The organism is Acidovorax sp. DW039, assembly GCF_037101375.1.
GTDB lineage: Bacteria > Pseudomonadota > Gammaproteobacteria > Burkholderiales > Burkholderiaceae_C > Acidovorax.
In genome coordinates this window covers 4,721,963-4,745,975 of the sequence record NZ_AP029019.1, presented here as the reverse complement: position 1 = coordinate 4,745,975, position 24,013 = coordinate 4,721,963, and the positions used below count along the sequence as shown (strand labels likewise).

At 63.9% G+C, this 24,013-nt stretch carries 18 protein-coding genes; 11 read left to right on the top strand and 7 right to left on the bottom strand.

Annotated features, from left to right (window positions below; genetic code table 11):
• Window positions 1-142 precede the first annotated feature (142 nt).
• Complete coding sequence (locus AACH87_RS21250) at window positions 143-583, bottom strand: hypothetical protein (RefSeq protein ID WP_338796553.1); 441 nt, start codon at window positions 581-583, stop codon at window positions 143-145.
• A gap of 172 nt (window positions 584-755) precedes the next feature.
• On the bottom strand, window positions 756-1,229 hold the full coding sequence (locus AACH87_RS21245) for a hypothetical protein (RefSeq protein WP_338796552.1): 474 nt from the start codon (window positions 1,227-1,229) through the stop codon (window positions 756-758).
• A 526-nt stretch (window positions 1,230-1,755) separates the two neighbouring features.
• On the opposite strand from AACH87_RS21245, the gene AACH87_RS21240 reads away from it, so the two are divergent.
• The 3 genes from AACH87_RS21240 (at window position 1,756) to AACH87_RS21230 (ending at window position 5,409) form a co-directional block, all read left to right on the top strand.
• The gene (locus AACH87_RS21240) at window positions 1,756-2,424 is read left to right on the top strand and encodes a response regulator transcription factor (RefSeq protein WP_338799048.1); all 669 of its coding nucleotides are present in this window, start codon (window positions 1,756-1,758) and stop codon (window positions 2,422-2,424) included.
• A gap of 62 nt (window positions 2,425-2,486) precedes the next feature.
• Window positions 2,487-3,329: an ATP-binding protein gene (locus AACH87_RS21235; protein WP_338796551.1), complete on the top strand. Its 843-nt coding sequence runs from the start codon at window positions 2,487-2,489 to the stop codon at window positions 3,327-3,329.
• A gap of 121 nt (window positions 3,330-3,450) precedes the next feature.
• Entirely contained in the window at window positions 3,451-5,409 is a 1,959-nt protein-coding gene (locus tag AACH87_RS21230; protein WP_338796550.1) for a phosphatase PAP2 family protein, read from the top strand.
• Between the two features lie 523 nt (window positions 5,410-5,932).
• Here AACH87_RS21230 and AACH87_RS21225 read toward each other — a convergent pair.
• The 3 genes from AACH87_RS21225 to AACH87_RS21215 all read right to left on the bottom strand — a co-directional run bounded on the left by AACH87_RS21225 (window position 5,933) and on the right by AACH87_RS21215 (window position 8,920).
• Window positions 5,933-6,445 carry a hypothetical protein gene (locus AACH87_RS21225; RefSeq protein WP_338796549.1) on the bottom strand — a complete coding sequence of 171 codons (513 nt, stop codon included), beginning with the start codon at window positions 6,443-6,445 and terminating at the stop codon, window positions 5,933-5,935.
• Between the two features lie 57 nt (window positions 6,446-6,502).
• Window positions 6,503-8,281, bottom strand: a complete 1,779-nt coding sequence (locus AACH87_RS21220; RefSeq protein ID WP_338796548.1) for an MFS transporter — start codon at window positions 8,279-8,281, stop codon at window positions 6,503-6,505.
• A gap of 150 nt (window positions 8,282-8,431) precedes the next feature.
• Window positions 8,432-8,920 carry an Lrp/AsnC family transcriptional regulator gene (locus AACH87_RS21215; RefSeq protein ID WP_338796547.1) on the bottom strand — a complete coding sequence of 163 codons (489 nt, stop codon included), beginning with the start codon at window positions 8,918-8,920 and terminating at the stop codon, window positions 8,432-8,434.
• A gap of 334 nt (window positions 8,921-9,254) precedes the next feature.
• Between AACH87_RS21215 and AACH87_RS21210 the strand changes: the two genes are divergently transcribed.
• The 5 genes from AACH87_RS21210 (at window position 9,255) to AACH87_RS21190 (ending at window position 18,945) form a co-directional block, all read left to right on the top strand.
• Window positions 9,255-12,833 carry an indolepyruvate ferredoxin oxidoreductase family protein gene (locus AACH87_RS21210; protein ID WP_338796546.1) on the top strand — a complete coding sequence of 1,193 codons (3,579 nt, stop codon included), beginning with the start codon at window positions 9,255-9,257 and terminating at the stop codon, window positions 12,831-12,833.
• A 389-nt stretch (window positions 12,834-13,222) separates the two neighbouring features.
• Complete coding sequence (yajC, locus tag AACH87_RS21205) at window positions 13,223-13,555, top strand: preprotein translocase subunit YajC (RefSeq protein WP_338796545.1); 333 nt, start codon at window positions 13,223-13,225, stop codon at window positions 13,553-13,555.
• Window positions 13,556-13,659: 104 nt separating this feature from the next.
• Window positions 13,660-15,546, top strand: a complete 1,887-nt coding sequence (gene secD / locus AACH87_RS21200) for a protein translocase subunit SecD (protein ID WP_338796544.1) — start codon at window positions 13,660-13,662, stop codon at window positions 15,544-15,546.
• Window positions 15,547-15,557: 11 nt separating this feature from the next.
• A complete protein-coding gene (secF, locus tag AACH87_RS21195) occupies window positions 15,558-16,511 on the top strand; it encodes a protein translocase subunit SecF (RefSeq protein WP_338796543.1) in 954 nt (317 codons plus the stop codon).
• Between the two features lie 55 nt (window positions 16,512-16,566).
• Window positions 16,567-18,945 carry a DUF1631 family protein gene (locus AACH87_RS21190; protein ID WP_338796542.1) on the top strand — a complete coding sequence of 793 codons (2,379 nt, stop codon included), beginning with the start codon at window positions 16,567-16,569 and terminating at the stop codon, window positions 18,943-18,945.
• A gap of 133 nt (window positions 18,946-19,078) precedes the next feature.
• On the opposite strand, the gene dprA is transcribed toward AACH87_RS21190, so the two are convergent.
• Together dprA and AACH87_RS21180 are read right to left on the bottom strand one after the other, a co-directional pair.
• On the bottom strand, window positions 19,079-20,293 hold the full coding sequence (dprA, locus tag AACH87_RS21185) for a DNA-processing protein DprA (RefSeq protein ID WP_338796541.1): 1,215 nt from the start codon (window positions 20,291-20,293) through the stop codon (window positions 19,079-19,081).
• A gap of 89 nt (window positions 20,294-20,382) precedes the next feature.
• Window positions 20,383-21,594 carry a LysM domain-containing protein gene (locus AACH87_RS21180; protein WP_338796540.1) on the bottom strand — a complete coding sequence of 404 codons (1,212 nt, stop codon included), beginning with the start codon at window positions 21,592-21,594 and terminating at the stop codon, window positions 20,383-20,385.
• Window positions 21,595-21,792: 198 nt separating this feature from the next.
• On the opposite strand from AACH87_RS21180, the gene def reads away from it, so the two are divergent.
• The 3 genes from def to AACH87_RS21165 all read left to right on the top strand — a co-directional run bounded on the left by def (window position 21,793) and on the right by AACH87_RS21165 (window position 23,981).
• Complete coding sequence (gene def / locus AACH87_RS21175) at window positions 21,793-22,302, top strand: peptide deformylase (protein ID WP_338796539.1); 510 nt, start codon at window positions 21,793-21,795, stop codon at window positions 22,300-22,302.
• The gene (locus AACH87_RS21170) at window positions 22,302-22,856 is read left to right on the top strand and encodes a hypothetical protein (RefSeq protein WP_338796538.1); all 555 of its coding nucleotides are present in this window, start codon (window positions 22,302-22,304) and stop codon (window positions 22,854-22,856) included. Before def ends, AACH87_RS21170 begins: the two co-directional genes overlap by 1 nt.
• Window positions 22,857-22,919: 63 nt before the next feature.
• Window positions 22,920-23,981 (top strand): methionyl-tRNA formyltransferase, encoded by a 1,062-nt coding sequence (locus AACH87_RS21165; protein WP_338796537.1) that lies wholly within the window; start codon window positions 22,920-22,922, stop codon window positions 23,979-23,981.
• Window positions 23,982-24,013 lie beyond the last annotated feature (32 nt).

Genomic DNA, 24,013 nt, shown 5'->3' with positions numbered 1-24,013 from the left:
ACGGAAACAGTGAAGCCAGCGCAAGCAGCGCAGTGCGCCATGCGCGCAGGGCACGCGCTGTGGGGTGGGAAGCCAGAAATGCCATGGGTGCCAGGAACGATGCCCTCGGGTGCCGCACGGGGTGCACCTTTCGGGGTGATGCCTATCTGCAGATATTGACCAGATCTCCGCGCAACACCACCACCTGGGCGGTCTGGTTGGGACCGTATTTGGATGTGCCGGAGCCTGCCCCTGCCACCGTGTTGCTGCCCACTTCCTGCACGCATGTCTTTTGCATGCCTTGGGCGCTGGCGGTGGTCACCACATCGTTGTCGCTCAGGACACCGGAGGAGCCGTCGGTGGAAAAGGCTTTGGCTTCGTAGCGGGCGATGCGTGCGCGCAGCCACGAAGGCATGGAGCCATTGCCCTCGAGCTGGCCTGAGGTGGCTGCCGTGCCGGTGGGCTGCATCTGCACGGTGAGGTGTTTGGTCAGCACCACGGGGTCTTCGCCGGGTGCCTGGGCTTGTGCCAGGGGCCCGTGTGCCAGGCCCGCCGCAAGGGCTGCCATGGCGGCAAGGCCACGCAGAGCGTTGTGTGGGTTCATGGAGACGCCTCCTGGGGAATCAAAAACTATGGAGCGAGCCTGATCGGGCGCCGTGCGTGGCCCGTCAGGTGGACTCCTGTGTGAGAGCCTGTTCACGATCCCCTGTGAGATCGTGGACAGGCTCTCAAAGACCTTGCGGGGCTGGCTGGTGGCCAGCCCGGGCAAGAAGAGCTCAGTGAGGCCAGCCGCTGGTCTTGGTGGGCTGGCAGGTGAAGCAGGCGTTGTTGGTCGCCACGTTCTGAACGGCCTTGCTGTTGCTGCCAGCGGAGACGTTGGCGACGAATGCGCCGGCCAGCGTAGTGTTTTGCAGCGACAGGCCAGTCACGGTGACTTCGCCCACGTTGGTGGACAGGTTCTGGCTGGCGTAGGCATCGCTGCCGCTGGCAGTGTTGTTGATGTTGCTGCCAAAGCTGGTCACGACCTGTGCCGAATCACCGCGGATGGTGACGTTGCCCGTGTTGGTGGCCAGGTTCTGGAAGGCCTCGCTCTTGGAGCCAGTCGAGTGGTTGGTGGCTGCTGTGGAAGTCAGCGATGCGGACTGCAGAGACTTGCCAGAGATCGTGATGTCTGGCGTGGAGGACACAGGGCCGGTGGCCATGGCAGCGGAGGCGACGATGCTCAGGGCGATGAAAGCAAGGGTTTTCATGACAGATCCTTCAGGTATGTGGGTCTACAGGTCCGCCTTGCAGAAATGATGTTCTGCAAGGCAGTGGAGGGACATCACACAGCGGGTGGATCAGGCCCCGCGGGCCGCTTTCCGATCACCGCTGCGTGGTGTCTGACTGCAGTGTCTGTGCGGTGCGCCAAGTCACGAATACATCGCGTGCGCTACCTGAGAAAGTGGAGATGTTTGTTACCGATGTCTGTGCCAGCCCGCACCAGGACTGGCGTTGCGCCGCATTGTGCTGATGGCGCCCCAAAAAGAGCTTGGTAGTAACTAATTGTGAGATTTGCAAATTTTGTGCGATGCTGAATGTGAAACACACGTTTTGTTGCATCGTCAGGCCCGGAGAGCGGACACACGCCCCCGCAAAGATGGGGCATCGCAGGAGTTTGTAATCGTGAGCAACCTCGAACCACTTGATCTTTCTCAAGCAACCCCCTTGCAGCCCGGCCTGCCCGGGCAGTTCTCAACCTATGAAAACCCACCTTCCGTATGGCCTGCCTTCCTGATGGGCCAGGAGGCCAGCCCGGTGCGCGTGCTGCTGATTGATGACGATCCGCACATCCGCCGCGTGATTGCGCAGGAACTGATGGCCGACCCCCGCACCTTGCTGGTGGCACAAGCCTGCAGCGTGCGTGAGGGGCGGCGCGCCATTCGGCAGCATGAGTTCGATGTGCTGCTGGTGGACCTGAATCTGGGGGATGGCGAGGCGTTTGAAGTGCTGGAGTTCTTCAAGTCCTACCGCCCCACCGCGCAGGCCGTGGTGATCTCGGTGATGGAGAACGACGAGCAGGTGCTGCGCGCCTTTGAACTGGGAGCCGCAGGCTTTGTGGGCAAGAACTCGTGGTTTGGCAACTATGCGCAGACGGTGCTGCAGGTGGCCAACGGCGGGGCTTCCATCACGCCCCATATTGCGCGACGGCTGCTGCAGCGGTTTGACCGCTCCAACGCTCCGCAATCCAAGCGCCGCACGCCCGACGACGCCGACAAGCTCTCTGCCCGCGAGAAGGAAATCCTGCGCATGGTGGCCAGTGGCTACACCAGCACCGAGATTGGCGCCCGCCTGTTCATCAGTGCCATGACGGTGAACACCCACCTGCGCAACATCTACCGCAAGCTGCAGGTGCGCACCCGCGCCCAGGCGGTGCGCTTTGCTTCGCTGCGAGGCCTCTTTTGAGCCGTCGCTGTGGTGGCCATTCCATGATGGGATGGCTGTGGTTCTGAAATGAAGCGCTTCGCATGTTCGTAACCCGCCCGGCCTTGTTTGCCACGGCCTGCACCGGGCTGTGGCTGCTGCAGATGACTTTGCTGGGGGTGATGGTGGCAGGCTGGTGGGGGCCACTGGCGCTCAGCGGGATGGAGCTGGGCTGGTGCGGGGCCGCCCTGGCGGGGGTGACGCTGGTACTGGGGGTACTGCTGCTGGTGCAGTTGCCCCGTGCCTTGCGCTGGCAGCCGCGGCGGGCCCCCCGGGCCAGTTCTGAGCTGCGCATGGAGCGCAAACGCATTGCCCGCGATTTGCATGACAAGCTCGGCTCCCAACTCGTGAATGTGCTGGTGCTGCTGCATGCCCGCCCGCAGCCAGACCGTGAGGCCTTGTCCGCCCTGGAGCAATGCATGCTGGACTTGCGGCTCATCGTTGATTCGATGGACGCGCAGGACGAGCCGGTGACTGCCCGCCTCGCGCGCCTGCGCCACCGGGTGCAGCCCGTGCTGGAGCGCCGAGGCATCCACCTTGCGTGGGAAATGACCCTGCCCGAGCACCCACCCGAGCCCAATCCCCATAACGCCCAGCAACTGGTGGCCGTGGTGCAGGAGGCGCTGAGCAACGTGCTGCAGCATTCCGGGGCCACACAGGTGGGCATCAGTATGCGCTACCTGCCTGCCACCGACATCTGGCAGGCAGAGGTGTGCGACAACGGCCGCGGGGTAGACCCGCAGCAACTCACCACCTCCACGGGCATGGGCATTGCGGGCATGCACCAGCGCGCCCGGCTGGTGGGGGGGCAGTTGGTGCTGTCGCCCCAACCCGGCGGCGGCACACGCGTGCAGGTGAGCGTGCCTGGCGGCGAGCCAGTGGTCTGATTCTCCCTCTGCAACGCCACGCTGCGGCGTGGCGGCCCTGACCGCTCTCTGCGGTCTGTCACGCAGTTTTCACAACGGCTTTCTAGCATCCTGCGCTTTACTCTCTGACAGGTTGCCCTCCATGTTGCTCGCTCGTTTTGCTCCCGCCCAGACACCTGCCGGTGGCCGCTTGCGCTATACCTCGCTGGCCGTTCTGGTTGCCCTGGCTGCCTGCGGCGGCGGTGGGGGAGGAGACGAGCCTGCCACCCCCGCCATGCCCCAGGCGCTGGGCACGGTGGACACGGCCCCTGTGCCCTCTGCCACCGCCTTCGTAGACACCGCCGCCACCAACCAGCGTGGCGATGCCCGCTATGCCACCGTGGACACCAACGCCGGTGTGCGCGTGCTCTCGGGCTTTCTGGACATCTGGGAGCCCAGCACCCGTCTGGTGGATGCCGGGCAGACAGCGTCCGCAGCCAATGGCTTTCCAGCGGTTGTGGCCTCTACCTGGACAGGCATCCCCGGCGACGCCACCGATGGCAAGGTCAAGAACGCCGCTGTGCACAAGGAAAACATCGACTTTGTGGTGCGCACCACTACCGCCCGCACTGCAGCCCAATCGCAGGCCGCCTACTTTGACGACCGCCGCGGCAAGAACTACAGCGTGACCGATGGCATGGGCCCGCTCACCGATGCCTGGCGCAAGGCCGCCCGCCAGACCACCACCATCACCACCGTGCCCGCAGATGCCTCCACCACGCTCTACAACGACGGGGGCAACAACACGGGTGTGTCCGGCGATGCCAACCCCGAGTTTGGCCGCGTGATTGCCTTTGTGGAGAGCATGGGCGCCAACGCATCCACCGAGCCCGCCAAGCGCTTCTACAAATACGCGCGCCCCTGGCGCTGGAGCAGCGACGTGAAGGTGGAACCCACGCTGCTGCCCGCGCGCAGCACCACCCCCGCCACCGACGGTGGCTACCCCAGCGGCCACAGCGCCGAAGCCGTGCGCAATGCTGTGGCCATGGCCTACCTGGTGCCCGAGCGCTTCCACGAAATGCTCTCCCGTGGCCTGGAGCTGGGCGAAAACCGCATCATGGCGGGCATGCACTCGCCGCTGGACGTGATCAGCGGCCGCATCCTGGGCCAGGCCTCGGCGCTGGGCAACATTGCCGCAGCCAGCAAGGAAACCCGCCAGGCCACCTATGACCAGGCCCACCAGACCCTGATGGCCGCCGTGGGGGCCAGCACCCCCGCCCAGTTCGCGGCCTTTGCGCGTAGCCAGGGTGCGGACAAGGACCGATTTGCCGACTACGCCACCAACCAGCTCAACTACCAGCGCCGCCTGGTCTTCGGCTTCACCCCCATCGGCAGCACCACCCTGCCCGCCGTGGTGCCCAAGGGGGCCGAGGTGCTGCTGGAAACGCGCCTGCCCTACCTGAGCGACGCGCAGCGCCGCGTGGTGCTCAAAACCACCGCCCTGTCATCCGGCTACCCCGCCATGGACGATGCCGAGGGTTTTGGCCGCCTCAACCTGTTTGCTGCGGGCAGCGGTTACGGGGCTTTCAACGGGGATGTGGACGTGACCATGGACGCAGCCTTGGGCGGCTTTCATGTCCTGGACGTGTGGCGCAACAACATTGCCGGTGCGGGCAAGCTGACCAAGCGCGGCACGGGCACGCTGGCCCTGGCGGGCACCAGCACCTACAGCGGCGGTACTGAAATTGCCGGCGGCACCGTGCGCGCCGACGCCGCCAAGGCCCTGGGCACGGGTGCGGTGTATGTGGCCGGTGGCACGCTGCTGACCAACACCACCGCCCCTGTGGAACTGCCCGGTGGCCTGACCCAAACCGCCACTGGCACCTTGGCCCTGCAACTGGGCGCAGGCGATGCAGGTACGATCAGCACCGCAGGCGTGGCCACTTTGGCAGGCCCTCTGTCCGTCACTTTCCGCGCCGGTTACACGCCCAAGGCGGGCGACACGCTGACGCTGCTGCGCGCCAAGCGCGTGCAGGGCACGTTCAGCACCATCACCGTGGCGGGCTTCAAGGCGACCGCTGTGTACAACGGCGACAGCGTGCAGCTGGTGTTGAGCAACTGAGGGATCTCACGCGCCGGGGGGCTTGGGCTCCCTGGGCCTGCAGGTGGGGTGGCTGGCCCCTGCGCTGTTGGCGTCTTGAGGGCTGCTTGCCTGTGCAGGTGTGATGGTTTTTCAGTGTTTGTGGCTGTGGTGCTTATGAAATAAGCGTAAGCAGCTATGAAATTGATAGTGATTGCGTGGTTTTTCTGCCTCGGCCACCTCCAATCCGTTCGGGCTGAACCTGCCGAAGCCGGGGAGTGCGCCCGGCGGCGCAGTAACTTTCTTTCGCGTCGCCGAAAGAAAGTCACCAAAGAAAGGGCGACCCCACTGTCTGCGTCCCCTGCGCTTCGCTACGGGGCAACCTGCGGTGCTCGCGTCCAGCGGGGTCTCGCTCAAACTCGCTGCGCTCAGACAGTCGCGAGCCCTGATCCGCTGGCCGCTGCGCTCCTCGGCGCATACAGAGGGGAGGGGACAGCCGGACAGCCGAACAGCCATTCGGGCCATCGCTGGGCTCGGCCTGGCGGGGGGCAGGCTACACCGGTGCTCAGGGACAAGCTACCTTGGTGGCGTCGGCTTCTGTGCGTGCGGTGGCTGCTGATGCTGCCGGTGCCACCGTCGGGGGCGCGGTTTCGGTGTGCAGCTGCTCGCCTTCGATGCGGTAGGCGTACTCGCGCGTTGCGCTGGCCATCTCCGTCCTGACCGTGCTGGCAGCCAAGGTGGTGGCGTACACCTGTGGGCGTACGACCTGGTAGCGGTACGTGGTGGTTGCCAGGCCCTGGGTGGTTCTGCAGGTCGATTCGAGCTGCTCCTCTTTGAACTGCAGGGTACAGCGGCCCGATCGGTCTTCCAGTTTGGCACCGTCTGCCGTATGCAGCACGATGGTGTCGGCGCGCCAGCAGCCAAGCAATGCGGGTCTGGGGCTGCGGCGTGCGCCCAGGATGCGGTGCACAAAAGGCTGATGAGCCAGGGTGTGTATGCGAGGCGGTTCATGGGCCGTGATTTTCAACGGGGTGTCGGTGCTCAATCCATCCGACGAGGCAGATACTTTGCTATGCAATCCATAGCTGCTTGCGCTTGCTGGATAAGCACTAGAGCCGAAAAACCTTGAGTCCCTTCACCGCTCCACCGTCCACCGCGTCACCTTGGGTGGCGCGTCCCCGGTGTGGAAGGCCAGCTTGCGCTCGCGCAGGGCCACGTCCGATGCCGTGACGCGATCAAAGCGGCGCAGGTGTTCGGTCCACGATTCGTCTTCAATGCGTTCCACATAGCGCGTGGGGTTGCTGATGTCGTGCAGCAGCTGCCAGTCCAGCGCGCCCTGGCGCAGGCGGCTGCGGCGGCTTTCCTGCATCACGGCGCGGAACTCGGTGGCGCGGGTGGGGTGGATGAAGTACTCGATGGTGACGACCACATGCCCGGCCTCGGGCGGTGTGTGGGCCACGGGCCGCTTGAAGGCGCTGGAGGGGCTCAGGTCCTCCTCGATGGCGCGGTCGGCCACCAGATGCTGCACCACGGCCATCACCACGCCACCGCTCACGGCGGCCATGGCCAGGCTGGCATGCACATTGGTGAGTGACGCCACCTGCCCCCACAGCGCGGCCCCGGCCGCCGTGGCACCCATGATGCTCATCTGGTAGATGGACATGCCGCGTGCCCGCACCCAGTTGGGCAGCGCCAGCTGGGCCGACACGCTGAGCGTGTTGGCCGTGGTGATCCACGCCATGCCGCCCAGCACCATGGCGGGCACGGCCACATACACATTGGGCGCCCAGGCGATGACGCCGGTGGCAGCGGCCTGCAGCAGCGTGCCGCGCAGCACCAGCACATCGCGCGGCATAGCCTGGCGCAGCCGGGGCAAAAACATGGCTGCCACGATGGCGCCTGCGCCCATGCTGGCCAGCAGCAGCGTGAAGGTGCCCGCGCCGCCGCCCTCCAGCCCCTTGGCCACCAGCGGCAGCAGCGCCATGAGGGCCGTGGCGTGCAGGAAGAACACGGCAATGCGCCACAGCACAGCCCGCATGCGCGGCGACTGGCGCACAAACTGCACGCCGACGCGCATGGCGCTGGGCAGGCGCTCGCGCCCGAGCGGGCTGGGCACATGCTCGCGCTTCCAGCGCATGATGACCAAGCCCGAAAGCACCGACAGCACGGCGTTGAGCACAAACACCCAGGCGCTGCCCGCGCTGGCGATGATGGCGCCCGCCAGCAGCGGGCCCATGATGCGCGAGGCGTTCATGGCCACGCCGTTCAGGGCCAGGGCCGCAGGCAGTTGCGGGCGGCTGACCAGCTCCGGCACGATGGCGGCAAACACCGGCCAGCGCATGGCCAGCCCGATGCCGTTGGCAAAGGTAAGCGCCAGCAGCAGCGGGGCCGACATGCCGCCCGAAACGATGGCGATGGATAGCACCACGGCCACCGCAGCCACCCAGAACTGCGTGGCCATGAAGTAGCGGCGCCGGTCCAGGATGTCGGCCAGCGCGCCGCTGGGCAGGCCCAGCAAGAACACGGGCAGGGTCGAGGCCGATTGCACCAGCGCCACCAGCACGGGTGAGGTGGTGAGCGTGGTCATCAGCCAGGCGGCGGCCACGTCATTCATCCACATGCAGGTGTTGGCCGCCACCCAGGTCAGCCACAGCATGCGAAACACGGGCACCGACAGCGGGGCGAAGGGCGAGAGCGAATGGGCCGTTTGCGCTGCGTGGGCAGCTTCGGCGCTTTGGTCCAGGCTGTGCTGTGCGGCTTCTTCGGTGCCCTGCGCCAGCGCTGCGCGCTCGGCGGCGCTGGGGCTTGGGGTGGGAGGTGGGGCGGCGCTTGCAGGATGTGCGGGGGGCTCGGTGCCTGCCGTATCCGCAGGCGTGATGCTGTGGGGGCTGTCGTGGTGGGGCTGGGGTGGCATGTGCGCTGATTGTGCGATGTCTGACCTCATTGTGCCCGGCCCGCATAGCGCAACCCGGTTTGCACCATGGGCTCTGGTTGGGTTGAAAACCGTCGCTAGCGTCCGTCCATCCAGCGCAAGAAGCTATAAAAATAGGAGCAAAAAGATCGCTCAGCGCGGCTTGAGCGGCGACAGGTGCGCCAGCGGCAGCGCCCCGCTGGCCTTGACCTCGCCCAGCGAGAAGCTGGTGTGCATGTCTTTCACGTTGGGCAGGTTCAGCAGCACATCGCGCGCAAACTGCGAAAAGCTGTCCAGGTCGCGTGCCACCACCTGCAGCTCGAACGTGCCGGTGCCGCTGATGTAGTGGCAGGCCACCACTTCGGGAATCTGGCGGATGGCTTCTTCCATGGCGCGGGTGAGGTTGCCGGTGCTGCGGTCGGCATCCAGCCGCACAAAGGCCAGCACGCCCAGGCCGATCTTGTGGCGGTCGATTTCAGCGCGGTAGCCCTTGATGAAACCGGCTTCTTCCAGCGCCCGCACGCGCCGCCAGCAGGGCGCGGCCGACAGGCCCACGCGCTGGGCCAGTTCGGCATTGGTCAGACGCGCATCGGCCTGCAATTCTTGCAGGATCGCGACGTCGTATTTATCAAGATTGTTCATTTTTCGGTCATTTTAAGAAAGATCCTTTCTAAAACAAGGGTAAACACGGCATAACAACGAAAGCACATATCCGGCGCGCGTGCCTAAACTGCCTGCAAGGGATGTCCTGCATCACCCTCGCGAGTCGGTGGTAGTGCGGATCGGGACAGGCCGCAAGGCGTCTTTTTGCAGCCAATAGCGGGGCTATTGGCAAGAAAAGCAACGCAGCGGATGGCCCGAGGCCGCGCTATCACAGACCGCAGGGAGTGATGCAGGACATCCCAAAACATCCATTTCGACGCCCGCTGCTGCCCACAAGGCGGTGGCAGGGCCGCCATTCCCCACGGAGACAGCCATGAACGCCCCCTTGCCCGAATCGATCCGCAAAGCGCTGGAAACCGTCACGCTCGACGACAAATACTCTTTAGACAGTGGCCGCGCTTTCATGAGCGGTGTGCAAGCCCTGGTGCGCCTGCCCATGCTGCAGCGCCAGCGCGATGCGGCAGCGGGGCTGAACACCGCGGGCTTCATCAGCGGCTACCGCGGATCGCCCCTGGGCACCTACGACCAGGCCCTGTGGGCTGCCAAGAAGCATCTGGCTGAAAACCACATCGTCTTTCAGCCCGGTGTTAACGAAGAGCTGGGTGCCACGGCAGTGTGGGGTACGCAGCAGCTCGACCTGTACCCGCAGAGCAAGAAGTACGACGGCGTGTTCGGCATCTGGTACGGCAAGGGCCCAGGTGTGGACCGCTGCTCGGACGTGTTCAAACACGCCAACATGGCCGGCACCGCAAAACACGGCGGCGTGATCGCGATTGCGGGCGACGATCACATCAGCAAGAGCAGCACGGCCGCGCACCAGAGCGATCACATCTTCAAGGCCTGCGGCACGCCGGTGTTCTTCCCCAGCAGCGTGCAGGAGATTCTGGACATGGGCCTGCACGCCTTCGCCATGAGCCGTTTCTCGGGCGTGTGGTCGGGCATGAAGACCATTCAGGAGGTGGTGGAGTCGTCCAGCAGCATCAGCGTGGACCCTGACCGCGTGAAGATCATCCTGCCGGAAGACTTCGCCATGCCGCCGGGCGGCCTGCACATCCGCTGGCCTGACCCGCCGCTGGAGCAGGAAGCGCGCCTGATGGACTACAAGTGGTATGCGGCCCTTGCGTATATCCGCGCCAACAAGCTCAACTACAACGTGGTGCAGGGCCCGCAAGACCGCTTTGGCCTGATTGCCAGCGGCAAGGCCTACAACGACATGCGCCAGGCGCTGGTGGACCTGGGCCTGACCGACGACGTGTGCCGCCAGCTTGGCATCCGGGTGCACAAGGTCAACGTGGTGTGGCCGCTGGAAGCCACCATCACCCGCGACTTTGCCGAAGGCCTGCAAGAGATTCTGGTGGTGGAGGAAAAGCGCCAGGTCATCGAATACCAGCTCAAGGAAGAGCTGTACAACTGGCGCCCCGATGTGCGCCCCAACGTGCTGGGCAAGTTCGACGAGCCCGAGGGCGATGCCACGGGCGGCGAATGGAGCATGCCCAACCCCAGCCAGAACTGGCTGTTGCGCGCCAAGGCGGACCTCACGCCCGCCCTCATTGCCAAGGCCATTGCCAAGCGCCTGAAGAAGCTGGGCGTGCCGGATGATGTGGTGGCCCGCATGGATGCGCGCCTGGCCGTCATCGAGGCCGCAGAACGCGGCATGGCCGAGCTGAAGGTAGAGACCGGCGACCGCACCCCCTGGTTCTGCAGCGGCTGTCCGCACAACACCAGCACCCGCGTGCCCGAAGGCTCGCGCGCTGTGGCGGGCATTGGCTGCCACTACATGGTCAACTGGATGCCCGACCGCCGCACCAGCACCTTCACGCAGATGGGGGGCGAGGGCGTGACCTGGGTGGGCCAGCAGCCCTTCACGACCGACGCGCACATCTTTGCCAACCTGGGCGATGGCACCTACTTCCACAGCGGCCTGCTGGCCATTCGCCAGAGCATTGCGGCGGGGGTGAGCATTACCTACAAGGTGCTCTACAACGACGCCGTGGCCATGACCGGCGGGCAGACGGTGGGTGAGCGGCCCGAGGGGCACAGCGTGCTGCAGATCATGAACAGCCTGAAGGCCGAAGGCGTGGCCAAGCTGGTGATCGTGACGGACGAGCCGCACAAGTACGACGGCGTGGCCCTTGCCAATGGCGTGACCGTGCACCACCGCGACGCGCTGGACGATATCCAGCGCCAGTTCCGCGAGATCAAGGGCTGCACGGCCATCATCTACGACCAGACCTGTGCGACGGAAAAGCGCCGCCGCCGCAAGCGCGGCAAGCTGGCCACGCCCGACAAGACCGTGGTCATCAACGACCTGGTGTGCGAGGGTTGCGGCGATTGCTCCACCAAGTCGAACTGCCTGAGCGTGGAGCCGGTGGAAACCGAGTTTGGCCGCAAGCGCCGCATCAACCAGAGCACCTGCAACAAGGACTATTCCTGCGTCAACGGCTTCTGCCCCAGCTTTGTGACGGTGGAAGGCGGCCAGCTCAAGAAGCCCAAGAAGGAAAAGAAGGGCGACCTGTCGGCGCTGCCGAACATTCCTGAACCCGTGCTGCCCGTGGCCGAGAGCGCCTGGGGCATTGTGGTGGGCGGTGTGGGCGGCACCGGGGTCATCACCATCGGTTCGCTGCTGGGCATGGCCGCGCATCTGGAGGGCAAGGGCGTCATCACGCAGGACGCAGGGGGCCTGGCCCAGAAGGGCGGCGCCACCTGGAGCCACATCCAGATTGCCAACCGGCCCGACGCCATCTACACCACCAAGGTCGACACCGCCAAGGCCGACCTGGTGATTGGCTGCGACGCCATCGTGGCCGCGCACAAGTACACCCTGGGTGTCATGCAGCCGGGCCGCACCTTTGTGGCGCTGAACACGCACAGCACGCCCACGGCCACGTTTGTGAACAACCCGGACTGGCAGTTTCCAGGCGGCAGTTGCAACGCCGCCATCGCCGCTGCTGCAGGGGCTGCGGGTGTGGGCAGCTTTGACGCCGAACAGGTGGCTACCCAGTTGCTGGGCGACAGCATCTACACCAACCCGCTCTTGCTGGGCTACGCCTGGCAAAAAGGGCGCGTGCCGCTCAGCCATGCATCGCTGATGCGCGCCATGGAATTGAACGGCGTGCAGGTGGAGAACAACAAGGCCGCGTTTGAATGGGGCCGCCGCTGCGCGCACGATCTGGCGGCCGTGCAGGCGCTGTTCCAGGCTGCGCAGGTGATTCAGTTCGTCAAGAAGCCATCGCTGGCCGAGATGGTGGCCAAGCGCGTCGAGTTCCTGACCGGGTACCAGAACGCGGCCTATGCCGCGGACTACCAGGCCTTTGTGCAGAAGGTGCAGGCGGCCGAGGCGCGGGTGGGCTCCACCACCCGTCTGACTGAGGCCGTGGCCCGCTATCTGTTCAAGCTCATGGCCTACAAGGACGAGTACGAAGTGGCGCGTCTGCACACCGACAAGGCCTTCACCGACAAGATTGCTGCCCAGTTCGAAGGGGACTACAAGCTGGTGCACCACCTGGCCCCGCCCATGATGGCCAGGAAGAACGCCAAGGGCGAACTGGTCAAGCAAAGCTACGGCCCCTGGATGCGCAAGGCGTTTGGCCTGCTGGCGCGCATGAAGGGCCTGCGCGGCACCGCGTTGGACATCTTTGGACGCACCGAAGAGCGCCGCACCGAACGCGCCCTGATCGTGGAATACCGCGCCTGCATCGAAGAACTGCTGGCTACGCTGAACGCGAGCAATTTGGCTCTGGCGGTGGAGATCGCGCGCATCCCTGAGGGCATCCGTGGTTACGGCCACGTCAAGGAACGCCATCTGAAGACTGCTCGCACCCAATGGAGTGGCCTGATGGCCCAGTGGCGCACCCCCGGTGCGCCCGGACAGGTGCAGCGGCGGGCGGCGTAAAAGCGGCTGACACAGCCCCCGGCGTCGTTGTCCCGTCTTGTCGTACCTGATGTACTGCCTGCGACGGAACGCCCGGCCAGGGCCGCTTCGCTGGGTCGTGTTAGGGCTCTAAAAGCCTGTTATCCCCACCTGCTGCTTAATGGGTAGGCGGGGTTCGCTCTTCATTTGATAGCTTCTTGCGCTTATAGGATGGGCGTAAGAGGCTATTTTCTTGGGGTATCCAAGTCGCGCTCTTTTCCGTTCGCAGGGGTTCCAACTCCCCCATGCACATCAGGTCTTGGGGCTGGGCAGGGGTGCCGCATACAATGCCCGGTTACCCCACGGCGGGCGCTTGCCGCTGGCCGTGTGGATTTCGACTGTTTTGACCATCCGCTTGTGGAGTCCCTGCCGTGTTTATTTCTTCTGCTTTTGCCCAGACCGCTCCTGCCGCTGCAGGTGGTGGCGACCTGATGTCTTCGCTGACCGGCATGCTGCCTCTGGTGCTGATGTTTGTGGTGCTGTACTTCGTCATGATCCGCCCCCAGATGAAGCGCCAGAAAGAGCACCGCGCCATGATCGACGCCATCGCCAAGGGTGATGAAGTGGCCACGGCCGGCGGCATCATCGGCAAAGTGACCCGCCTGTCTGAAGGCTTCCTGCACATCGAAGTGGCCAACAACGTGGAAGTGCAGATCCAGCGCAGCGCTGTGGTGCAAGTGCTCCCCAAGGGCACGATCAAGTAAGTCAAAAACCGGCCCTGGGCCGTTGTTGGGGCTGCTGCCGCTTGCCTGCCGTTGTGGGGTAGGGGGCCGGTCCCGCAAGCTTTCCGTGAGGTAAGAGCGCGATCATGAACCGATATCCGGTCTGGAAGTGGGCGATCCTGGTGGTCGTGCTGCTGGTGGGTGCCTTGTACAGCCTGCCCAATTTCTTTGGTGAAACGCCTGCGGTGCAGGTCTCCGCCGTCAAGAGCAGCGTCAAGATCGACGCCGACGTGGTGCAGAAGGTGGAGCAGGCCTTGCAGGCCGCCAGCCTGACCGCCGAAAAGGTCGCGGTGGAGGGCACTTCGGTGCGCGCGCGCTTTGAATCGCTGGAAACCCAGCTCAAGGCCAAGGACGTGATCCAGAAGGCCCTGGTGCCCGACGCAAGCGACCCGAATTACGTGGTGGCGCTCAACCAGATCTCGCGCACACCGGCCTGGCTCAGCGCCATCCATGCCCGCCCCATGTTCCTGGGGCTGGACTTGCGCGGTGGCGTGCACTTCATGCTGCAGGTGGACATGCAGGCGGCTCTCACCAAGAAGGCCGAGGCCTATGCCGGTGACATCCGCACCGCACTGCGTGAGAAGAATGTGCGCCACAACGGCATCTCGCGCGACGGCCAGATGATTGACATCAAGGTGGCTGACGAGGCCACGCAGACCACGGTGCGCAACATCATCAGCGACCAGTTTGCTGACCTGCAGGTGGTGAGCCAGCCCGATGGCGATGGCTTGCGCCTGCGCGCCAGTGTCAAGCCCGAGGCGGCCCGCAAGGTGCAGGAGCAGGCCGTCAAGCAGAACATCGTGACGCTGCACAACCGGATCAACGAACTGGGCGTGACGGAGCCCGTGATCCAGCAGCAGGGCCTGGACCGTATCGTGGTGCAGTTGGCAGGCGTGCAGGACACCGCCCAGGCCAAGGACATCCTGGGCCGCACGGCGACGCTGGAAGTGCGCATGGTGGACGAAAGCACCGAAGCCCGTGCTGCCGAGCAGGGCCGGGGCCCCGTGCCGTTTGGTACCGAGCGCTATCCCGAGCGCAGCGGCCAGTCCGTGATCGTGAAAAAGCAGGTCATCCTGACCGGTGAAAACCTGACAGACGCGCAGCCCGGCTTTGACAGCCAGACGCAGGAGCCCACGGTGAACCTGACGCTGGACGCCAAGGGCTCGCGCATCTTCCGTGACATCACCCGCGAGAACATCGGCAAGCGCATGGCCATCGTGCTGTTTGAAAAGGGCAAGGGCGAAGTGGTGACTGCGCCTGTGATCCGCTCTGAGATTGGCGGTGGCCGTGTGCAGATTTCGGGCCGCATGACCACGGCAGAGGCCAACAACACTGCGCTGCTGCTGCGCGCCGGCTCGCTGGCAGCTCCCATGGAAATCATCGAGGAATACACCATTGGCCCCAGCCTGGGTGCAGACAACATTGAGCGCGGTATCCACAGCGTGGTGTGGGGCCTGGCTGCCATTGCGGCATTCATGTGCGTGTACTACCTGCTGTTCGGCGTGATCTCCAGCATCGCGCTGGCGGTGAACGTGATGCTGCTGGTGGCGATTCTGTCCATGTTGCAGGCCACGCTCACGCTGCCGGGCATTGCCGCCATGGCGCTGGCCATCGGTGTGGCCATTGACTCCAACGTGCTGATCAACGAGCGTGTGCGCGAAGAACTGCGTGCCGGAGTCTCGCCCCAGGCGGCCATCCACACGGGTTATGACCGTGCCTGGGCCACTATTCTGGACTCCAACGTGACCACGTTGATTGCCGGTCTGGCGCTGCTGGCCTTTGGTTCGGGCCCCGTGCGCGGTTTTGCTGTGGTGCACTGCATCGGCATTCTGACCAGCATGTTCTCGGCCGTGTTCTTCTCGCGCGGCTTGGTGAACCTCTGGTACGGCCGCCAGAAGAAGCTCAAGAGCGTTTCCATCGGTCAGGTCTGGAAGCCTGAGTCAGACGCCACTGCCGTGGCCAAGTCGCAATAAAGGAGGAAGACATGGAGTTCTTCCGCATCAAAAAAGACGTTCCCTTCATGAAGCACGCGTTGGTTTTCAACGCGATCTCCTTCATCACCTTTGCGCTGGCTGTCTTCTTCCTGTTGACGCGGGGCCTGCACCTGTCGGTAGAGTTCACGGGTGGCACGGTCATGGAAGTGGCTTACAGCCAGCCCGCAGAACTTGCCAAAGTGCGTGAGACGGTGGCGGGCCTGGGTTATGCCGATGTGCAGGTGCAGAGCTTTGGTACGCCCCGCGATGTGCTGATTCGCCTGCCCGTACAAAAAGGGGTGACATCGGCCCAGCAAAGCGAACAGGTACTACAGGCCCTGAAGTCCTCGGATGCGAGTGTCACCCTGCGCCGCACCGAGTTTGTGGGCCCGCAGGTGGGTGATGAGCTGGTGCATGGTGGCCTGATGGCGCTGGCCTTTGTAGTGCTGGGCATCGTCATCTACCTAGCCTTCCGCTTTGAGTGGAAGTTCGGTGTGGCTGCCATCATCGCCAACCTGCACGACGTGGTGATCATCCTGGGCTTTTTCGCCTTCTTCCAGTGGGAGTTTTCGCTGTCGGTGCTGGCGGCGGTGCTGGCGGTGCTGGGTTACTCGGTCAACGAATCGGTCGTGATCTTTGACCGGATTCGCGAGGCTTTCCGCAAGTACCGCAAGATGACCACGGTGGAGGTGATTGACCACGCCATTACCAGCACGATGAGCCGTACCATCATCACCCACGCCTCGACCGAGGCGATGGTGCTGTCGATGCTGTTCTTTGGCGGCCCCAGCCTGCACTACTTTGCCATGGCGCTGACCATCGGCATTCTGTTCGGTATCTACTCCTCGGTGTTCGTGGCTGCCGCCATCGCCATGTGGCTGGGGGTGAAGCGCGAGGATCTGGTGTCTGCTCCGCGCAAGGATGCCGGTGATCCGAACGACCCCAACGCCGGGGCCGCTGTCTGATCTCCGCTGTGTGAACGGGACCATCCGATCCGGTAATACCCGGTAATATCTACGCATGCAGACCAACGCCCCGCTTGTAGCGCAACGTCGTCTGGCGCGCCAGGCACGCCAGAACTTCGTTGAGGGCCTGTGCTCAAGTCTGCCGGACCTGGACAAGACGGTCACCGAGTTTCTCTCCGCGCTGCTGGCCCAGGTGGGCACCCAGCGCGAAATGCAGTCCCGGCGCGACGCCTGGCTTACTTATCAGAACCACCACACGGCCTGGCTGGAGCGCACGGCCAAGGTCTGGCGTGACGCTCTCGCCGCTCATTCGAGCACCAGCCAGACCCAGCCTGTACTGGGGGGCAGCCTGGAGCTGCTGAGCGACGATGTCGTCGAAAACAAGATTGTTGCTTCCCGCATGGCACTGACAGTGGCCGAGCAGGTCGGCCCCCAATTCGACTCTGTGCGCCAGCGCACGCAGGTGCTCGAAGGCCAGGATATGGACAGCACCGACATCCTGCGGGTGGAGACGGTGTGCCTGAAGCTGGTGGAGCAGTGGGTGGAGTCGGGGTTGCCCCGCACGGACCTTTTGACGGTGGTCGACCCACTGCAGCGTGAGTTGGCCAAGCAGGTCCAGAAGCACTATCAGGCCGTGAACGTGTTCTATGTGGAGCAGGGTGTGTCCGCTCCTACAGACTTGCGAGGGCGGGTACGTCGCACGGCTTCAGGGGGCGTGGGCGCCTCAGCATCTGGGGCTGAATCGGGTGCTGCAGGGTTGGCGTCCCAGGCTCTGGCACAGTCCCGGGACGCGGTGGCTGCTGCAGCTGCGCAAGGCCGATGGGGTGGATCTGGCCCTCCATCGGGGCGTGGTGCACCGATGCCATCGGCAGGCTACATGGCGGGCCCCCGTCCTGCCATGGCGGCTGGAGGTTACGGTGCGGCGACCGCCATGACGCCGTTGCTGCGCGCGCGCCAGCGTGCACAAGGGGTGATGGGCCAGCTGCGTCGCCTGCTCACGCAACCCGCAACTGGTTTCGATATGGTGAAGGCGCCCCCTGCTTCGGCTGCGTTGGCCCACGCCCTGTCCGCGCACCGGGTACAGGCAGATACTTTTTACAGCGGTGTGGCAACCCTCATGGAAGATTACAGTCCTGCCGCTGTGGTGCAGGTGGCCGGTGCGGTGCGGGATCGCTCGGCAGAGCTCAAGAAAAAGGCTGCAACGCCAGGTGAGAAAGCCATCATTGAAGTGGTGGCCCTGATGTTTCAGAGCATTCTGGCGGAGGATCGGATTCCTTCGGCAGTGCGGGTATGGTTTGCGCGTCTTCAGGTGCCTGTGCTGCGGGTCGCTTTGGCAGAGCCCGAGTTCTTCAGCAATCTGGACCATCCTGCGCGCCAGCTGATCGACCGCATGGGGGCGTGCGTCATGGGGTTTGACTCCACGGCCATCAATGGCAGTGCCCTGGAGGCAGAAATCCGCCGGGTCGTGCAGGTGATTGAGCAATATCCCGAGACGGGTCGGCGTGTTTTCCAATTGGTGTACGAGGAGTTTGAGCGCTTCCTCTCCAAGTTCCTGACCGAGAAGCAGGCCACTTCGCGTCTGGTGAGCGTGGCCCAGCAGGTGGAGCAACGCGAAACCCTCGCCATTCAGTACACCATCGAGTTGCGCACCATGCTGCGTGATATGCCAGTGCGCGACGAGATCCGCGAGTTCCTTTTCAAGACCTGGGCTGAGGTGTTGGCCTTGTCTGCCGTGCGCGATGGTGCGCAGCATGCAGACACGGCCATGTTCAAGCAGACGGCTGCGGATCTGGTGTGGGCGGCCAGTGCCAAGCCTAATCGCACCGACCGCGCGCTGGTGATCCAGCAACTGCCGGGCCTATTGCAGCGCCTCCGTCAGGGTCTGACGCTGATCGGGGTCACGGACACTGAGCAGGATGCTCGCATCAAGGTGCTGACAGATACGCTGGCCGAGGCATTCCTTTCCAAGACCGCCAGCATCCCGCAGGCCCACATCGATGCGATGTCCAGGCGCCTGGCGAATCTGGAAGACTTCATCAACGATGCCACGCTGGGCGATATGCCGCTCAACTCCGAGAGCATTGAGATGATGCTCGGTATTGATGCGTCGTCCATCCACGTGATTGCCGACAACGGGGCACCCGTGCAGGACGATATGGTGGTCTGGGCCCAGGAGCTCAAGCCGGGCACCTGGTACACGCTTGACCACAATGGGTCCTCTGCGCAAGTCCAGTATGTGTGGCAGAGCAAGCGCAAGCAGTTGCATCTGTTTGCCGCCACGGATGGCAGCAGCTACCTGATCCAGCTCCATCGCCTCGCGGCCTACCTGCAGACGGGCTTGCTGGTGGCCCAGGACGAAGAGGGTCTCACCATGCGCGCCACCCGGGATGCCTTGGCCAAGCTGGATGCCAACCCTGAGCGCTTGCTCGATTGAGAGCACTTCACATCACTCTCTTGGCTACGTTGTTCCCCTTTTCATCGCATCGGCATTGCTTTCTTCGGAAAGTTCAATCAGTCCTCAAAGGGTGGTTTTTCAATGAAGGCTGTGCGCATCAGCCCGCATGCCATCAGCTACGCCCCATGCGCTGGAACAAGCTGCCTGGCAGCCGGGCGATAGCGCCGTCCAGCTCCAATTCCAGAAGCTGAACCTGCAGGCTGGCTGTGTCCATGCCGGTACGCTCTACCAAGGTGTCGAGACCCACGGGGTCGTAACCCAGGGCCTTCAACAGGGGATGGTCTGAAGGGGCTCCGGATGTGGTGTCGGCTGGAGTGTCTATGGTCTGGACTACGGGCCCATTGAGGACATTTGTGAGCACAGACTTATCAGCAGAGTCAGGGCCGATGGCCCAGCAGCATTCTTCCAGCACGTCCTGAGCCGACTCGACAAGCTTGGCCCCCTGCTTGATGAGCGCGTGACATCCGCGGGACTGAGGTGCATGAATGGAGCCTGGGATGGCAAATACCTCGCGGCCCTGTTCCACCGCCATCCGCGCCGTGATCAGTGAGCCTGACGCCAAGGCTGCTTCTACTACCAGTGTGCCTTGCGATAGCCCCGAGATGATGCGGTTGCGCTTGGGAAAATTGGCGGCCAAAGGGGGTGTCCCCAGCGGGTATTCACTCACGAGCAGACCATGTCGCGCAATCCTGTGGGCCAATGCCAGATGTTTGCCGGGATACACCCGGTCAAGCCCCGTGCCCACCACGGCAATGGTGGCTGCGGGTTGCTCAGCAGCAGCTTCTGGACCGCAGGCTGCCAATGCTCCTTCGTGGGCTGCGCCGTCCACTCCCAGTGCCAGCCCAGACACGATGGTCAGACCGGCAGTTTGAAGGGCCTTAGAAAACTCATAGGCGTGGTCTGCTCCTTGGGCCGTGGGGTTGCGGCTGCCGACGATGGCCAGACAACGCCCTTCACAGAAAGGTTTGCCATGCACTCGTTCAGGGGAGCCCACCACATACAGCATCAGCGGAGGGTCTTCAGTATCCAGCAGCAGCCTGGGATAGCGAGGGTCGCCCAAGGTCACGATATCGCGCGCAGTGCCTGCCGGGGTGTCCGCGGCATGCAGCCATTGCCAGGTGGTTTCCAGCAGGGTCTGCCACTGCGGCGGGGGTGTGAGCAGTGCCTGTGCCTGCTTGGGTGTGATGCAGCGTGTCAGACTGGCTTCGCTCTGCGTGAAGATGGCAGAGGGCCATTCGAAAGCTGCCAGCAGTTTGCGCGCGGCCAGGTTACCCACCCCTGGCGTGGTGGCCAGTCGCAACCAAGAGCCCAGTTCGTCCCGGTCCATGGGAATCGATCACAAAATGAAAAGATCTGAAAAAAAGGGGCCTCTGGGGCCCCGTTGCGCAGTGGTCGCCAAGCGCCTTCGCGGCGTACTTATTGCGGGTTGACGAGGCGATCGCCCACACGCACGCCGGTGCGCACTTCCAGCAGAAGCGCGTACGACACGCGTTCAAACGTCAGAAACACCATGGCCAGGCCATTGTGTTCGCTGGGCAGCTTGATCGTGTCACGATTGCCATCCGCAGTGGCGTCCTTGACGCGGTCACCCTGGGTCAGCAAAGTCAGCACGTGGCCTGGCTCCATACCCTGTGCGCTACCCATGTTGATGGCAACCACCTGGTGCTGGCCGGCCATGGCAATGGGCGATGAACCGTAGATGGAGACGACACGCGCATTGACGTTGGTCTGAGGTTCGTGCGGAATGTAATTCTTGAAGCCGCGAGCAGGCTCGGGCAGCATGCGGTCGCCAGCACGGATTTCTTCCTTGTTGGCCGTGATGTCAACCGTGGCGGGCACGGGCTCCTGCTTGAAGTTGCCCTTGCCATCGCTGGTTTCTTCCGTGGTCTCGCTGCGTGCCAGCTCGGCGTTGCCCAGGTAACGGGCTTCGTAGCCCAGCACTTCGCCCGTCACGGGGTCCTTGAGCGCGATGGCATCACGGAAGATGCGGTAACTGCGGGGCTGGCCCGCCTGGGTGCTCAGCTTGGGCCCGCCTTCGGTGCTGCGGGCGTATACCCGGTCGCCGGTGGCCATCAGCACCCGTTGGTCTGGCGTGGCCACCAAGCGGGGCGCTTTTTCGATGGTGGCGGCATCTACCACCAGGGGCTCCACCAGGAACGGCGCAATCAGATGCGTTTTCAGAGTGGGCAGTGCCAGACTGGCCACAGAGTCGTTGCGGGTGCGGGGCGACAGGCGTACGGTGTCCGATCCACCAGCCGTGGACGTGGTGCGGAGCTTCGCGTAGCCATCCGTCTTGTCGAGATAAAGGGTCTGTCCGGGGAAGATCAGGTGCGGGTTGGGCAGCGCCTTCAGGTTCATGCCCCACAACTCGGGCCAGCGCCATGGGCTCTTGAGGTACATCTTGGAGATGTCCCACAGTGTGTCGCCGCGCTTGACGACGTATGTGTCGGGCGCATTGGGAGCCAGTTCAGAGACAGGAATACCCTTTTCAGAAACTTGCTGGGCAGTGCTGCGCTGTGCATCGGTAATGGGATATTTCTGCGCCATGGCGGGCGTGCATGCCAAAGCGGCGGCCACAATTGTCAGCGCGCCCACGGCGGTGCGCTGCACGCTGGTAATGGCCATCATGTTTTTCCTTTTTTGATGCATTGAGAAACGCCCCCTCACTGACGTCGGCCGCATTGAATCCATGCACAAACCGACAAGTACATTACAAACCATCTCAGATTCTCTGCTCAAGCCCTTGATTCGGCAATGAATATTGGCTTGAGGGGCGACGCGTTTGCCCAAAAGTGGCGAAAATAGCGACACTTAATATCTGGTTACATGGCAATCCTTCCTATTCTCTGTTATCCCGACCCACGGCTTCACAAGGTGGCAAAACCGGTGGCGGCTGTGGATGAGCGCATCCGTACCCTGGTGGCTGACATGCTGGCCACCATGTATGACGCCCATGGCATCGGCCTTGCCGCCACCCAGATCGATGTGCACGAGCGAGTGGTGGTGATCGATGTTTCGGAAGAGCGCGATCAGCCCATGGTGTTGATCAATCCGGAAATTACCTGGGCCAGCCCGGAAAAGCAGGTGGGAGACGAGGGATGTCTTTCTGTGCCGGGTATTTACGACGGTGTTCAGCGTTCTACTTCCGTGCATGTCAAAGCCCTGAATGAAAAAGGCGAGACATATACGATCGAAGCCGAAGGTTTGCTGGCGGTCTGCATTCAGCATGAGATGGACCACCTGCTGGGCAAGGTGTTTGTCGAATATCTTTCCCCACTCAAACGCAACCGCATCAAAACCAAAATGGTCAAGCAGCAGCGGGGAAATCGGGAGTGATGTTCTCCCGGTCTGGTTCTCTCTCCGGGGGGCTGTTCAGGGTCTCTGGGTTGCTGGGCTTCCTTGCCCGCCCCGTTCTGCTTGTGGCCACGGGTCTCGTTGCGCTGGCGATGGCGGGATGCGCCATGCCGGGGCGCGCACCTCTGGGCGCTTCCAGCCAGGACATTGCGCACCGCCTGGGCAAGCCCACCTCGGTCTACCCTCGTGCTGAGGGCGGCGAGCGCTGGCAGTATTCCGAGCTACCTGCCGGGGTGCAGGTATACAACCTCGATTTCGACGCTTCGGGGCGTCTGGTGGCTAACGCTCCGGCCCTGACGCCTCAATGGCTGGAGCAGATTCCCGTTGACCGCTGGACGGTGTACGACGTGCGCTACTGGCTCGGTGCGCCACAGCGTGTGGAGCGCGTAGCCCTGTTTGATGGAGAAGTGTGGACTTATCGCTTCCTGCAGATGTCAGATCCTCGGCTGGCCTACATCCATATCGACACGGCAGGCGTGGTGCGCAAGGTTCTCTTCGCCGACGATATTCCCAACACCCAGGACGACCGCCCCTGAGCCGCCTGGGCACTGCTGTGCAACGCCAGGCGCGCCGGGCGTTCTGCTTTCAAGAGATTGCCGATGAGAGTCATTTTTGCCGGAACCCCCGAATTCGCCCGCGTGGCCCTGGCCCGCTTGCTGCAGGCGGGGTTCACGGTGCCGCTGGTGCTGACCCAGCCCGACCGCCCCGCAGGCCGGGGCATGAAGCTGCAGGCGTCCCCCGTCAAGCAATGCGCTCTGGAGCATGGCATTGCCGTTGCGCAGCCGCGCAGCCTCAGGCTGGACGGCAAGTACCCGGAAGACGCCGCTGCCGCGCGCGATGCCCTGCTGGCCGCGCAGGCCGATGTGATGGTGGTGGCCGCCTACGGGCTCATCCTGCCCCAGTGGGTGCTGGATGAGATGAGCGCCGCACGGCCGCCCGAAGGCGCGAAGGCCCCCTTGGGGGGCAGCGAACCACGCGCAGCGGGGAGCGTGGGGGCCCATAGGTGGGGTTGCCTCAACATCCACGCCAGCCTGTTGCCCCGCTGGCGTGGCGCTGCGCCCATCCACCGCGCGATTGAGGCGGGCGATGCCGACACCGGCGTCACCATCATGCAGATGGATGCGGGCCTGGACACCGGCGACATGCTGTTAATGGAAAAGACCCCCATCCAGCCCACCGACACCACCGCCAGCCTGCACGACCGTCTGGCCGAGCTGGGCGGGCGCATGATCGTGGAGGCGCTGGAGCTGGCGGCCTGCGGCGGGCTGCGGCCTGTGCCCCAGCCTGCGGAAGGTGTCACCTACGCGCACAAGATCGAGAAAGCTGAGAGCGAGATCGACTGGTCTTTGCCTGCAGCCGTGATCGGCCAGCGCATCCGCGCGTTTGACCCCTTCCCGGGTGCCAGCACCCATCTGCAGGGTGAGGCCATCAAAGTCTGGTGCTATGAAATTGATAGCTGCTCACGCTTATCCAATGAGCGCTATGGCCAGATTTTGGCATCAGGCCCCGAGGGGGTGACGGTGGCCTGTGGCGCAGGCACGGCCCTGCGGCTCACCACCTTGCAGCGCGCTGGTGGCAAGCGTTTGCCTGTGGCAGATTTTGTGCGGGGCTTTCCTTTGCCGGTGGGCCAGGTGCTGGGCGCTGGCGCGGTGGCTTCGTGAGCGACAGCCAATCGCCCTTGCGGGCCATCGTC

What these genes read in the sequence shown, in the direction of transcription:
- AACH87_RS21250 (WP_338796553.1), bottom strand. Translation starts at nt 583, where the DNA reads ATGAACCCACACAACGCTCTGCGTGGCCTTGCCGCCATGGCAGCCCTT.
- AACH87_RS21245 (WP_338796552.1), bottom strand. Translation starts at nt 1,229, where the DNA reads ATGAAAACCCTTGCTTTCATCGCCCTGAGCATCGTCGCCTCCGCTGCC.
- AACH87_RS21240 (WP_338799048.1), top strand. Translation starts at nt 1,756, where the DNA reads ATGGGCCAGGAGGCCAGCCCGGTGCGCGTGCTGCTGATTGATGACGAT.
- AACH87_RS21235 (WP_338796551.1), top strand. Translation starts at nt 2,487, where the DNA reads ATGTTCGTAACCCGCCCGGCCTTGTTTGCCACGGCCTGCACCGGGCTG.
- AACH87_RS21230 (WP_338796550.1), top strand. Translation starts at nt 3,451, where the DNA reads ATGTTGCTCGCTCGTTTTGCTCCCGCCCAGACACCTGCCGGTGGCCGC.
- AACH87_RS21220 (WP_338796548.1), bottom strand. Translation starts at nt 8,281, where the DNA reads ATGCCACCCCAGCCCCACCACGACAGCCCCCACAGCATCACGCCTGCG.
- AACH87_RS21215 (WP_338796547.1), bottom strand. Translation starts at nt 8,920, where the DNA reads ATGAACAATCTTGATAAATACGACGTCGCGATCCTGCAAGAATTGCAG.
- AACH87_RS21210 (WP_338796546.1), top strand. Translation starts at nt 9,255, where the DNA reads ATGAACGCCCCCTTGCCCGAATCGATCCGCAAAGCGCTGGAAACCGTC.
- secD (WP_338796544.1), top strand. Translation starts at nt 13,660, where the DNA reads ATGAACCGATATCCGGTCTGGAAGTGGGCGATCCTGGTGGTCGTGCTG.
- secF (WP_338796543.1), top strand. Translation starts at nt 15,558, where the DNA reads ATGGAGTTCTTCCGCATCAAAAAAGACGTTCCCTTCATGAAGCACGCG.
- AACH87_RS21190 (WP_338796542.1), top strand. Translation starts at nt 16,567, where the DNA reads ATGCAGACCAACGCCCCGCTTGTAGCGCAACGTCGTCTGGCGCGCCAG.
- dprA (WP_338796541.1), bottom strand. Translation starts at nt 20,293, where the DNA reads ATGGACCGGGACGAACTGGGCTCTTGGTTGCGACTGGCCACCACGCCA.
- AACH87_RS21180 (WP_338796540.1), bottom strand. Translation starts at nt 21,594, where the DNA reads ATGATGGCCATTACCAGCGTGCAGCGCACCGCCGTGGGCGCGCTGACA.
- def (WP_338796539.1), top strand. Translation starts at nt 21,793, where the DNA reads ATGGCAATCCTTCCTATTCTCTGTTATCCCGACCCACGGCTTCACAAG.
- AACH87_RS21170 (WP_338796538.1), top strand. Translation starts at nt 22,302, where the DNA reads ATGTTCTCCCGGTCTGGTTCTCTCTCCGGGGGGCTGTTCAGGGTCTCT.
- AACH87_RS21165 (WP_338796537.1), top strand. Translation starts at nt 22,920, where the DNA reads ATGAGAGTCATTTTTGCCGGAACCCCCGAATTCGCCCGCGTGGCCCTG.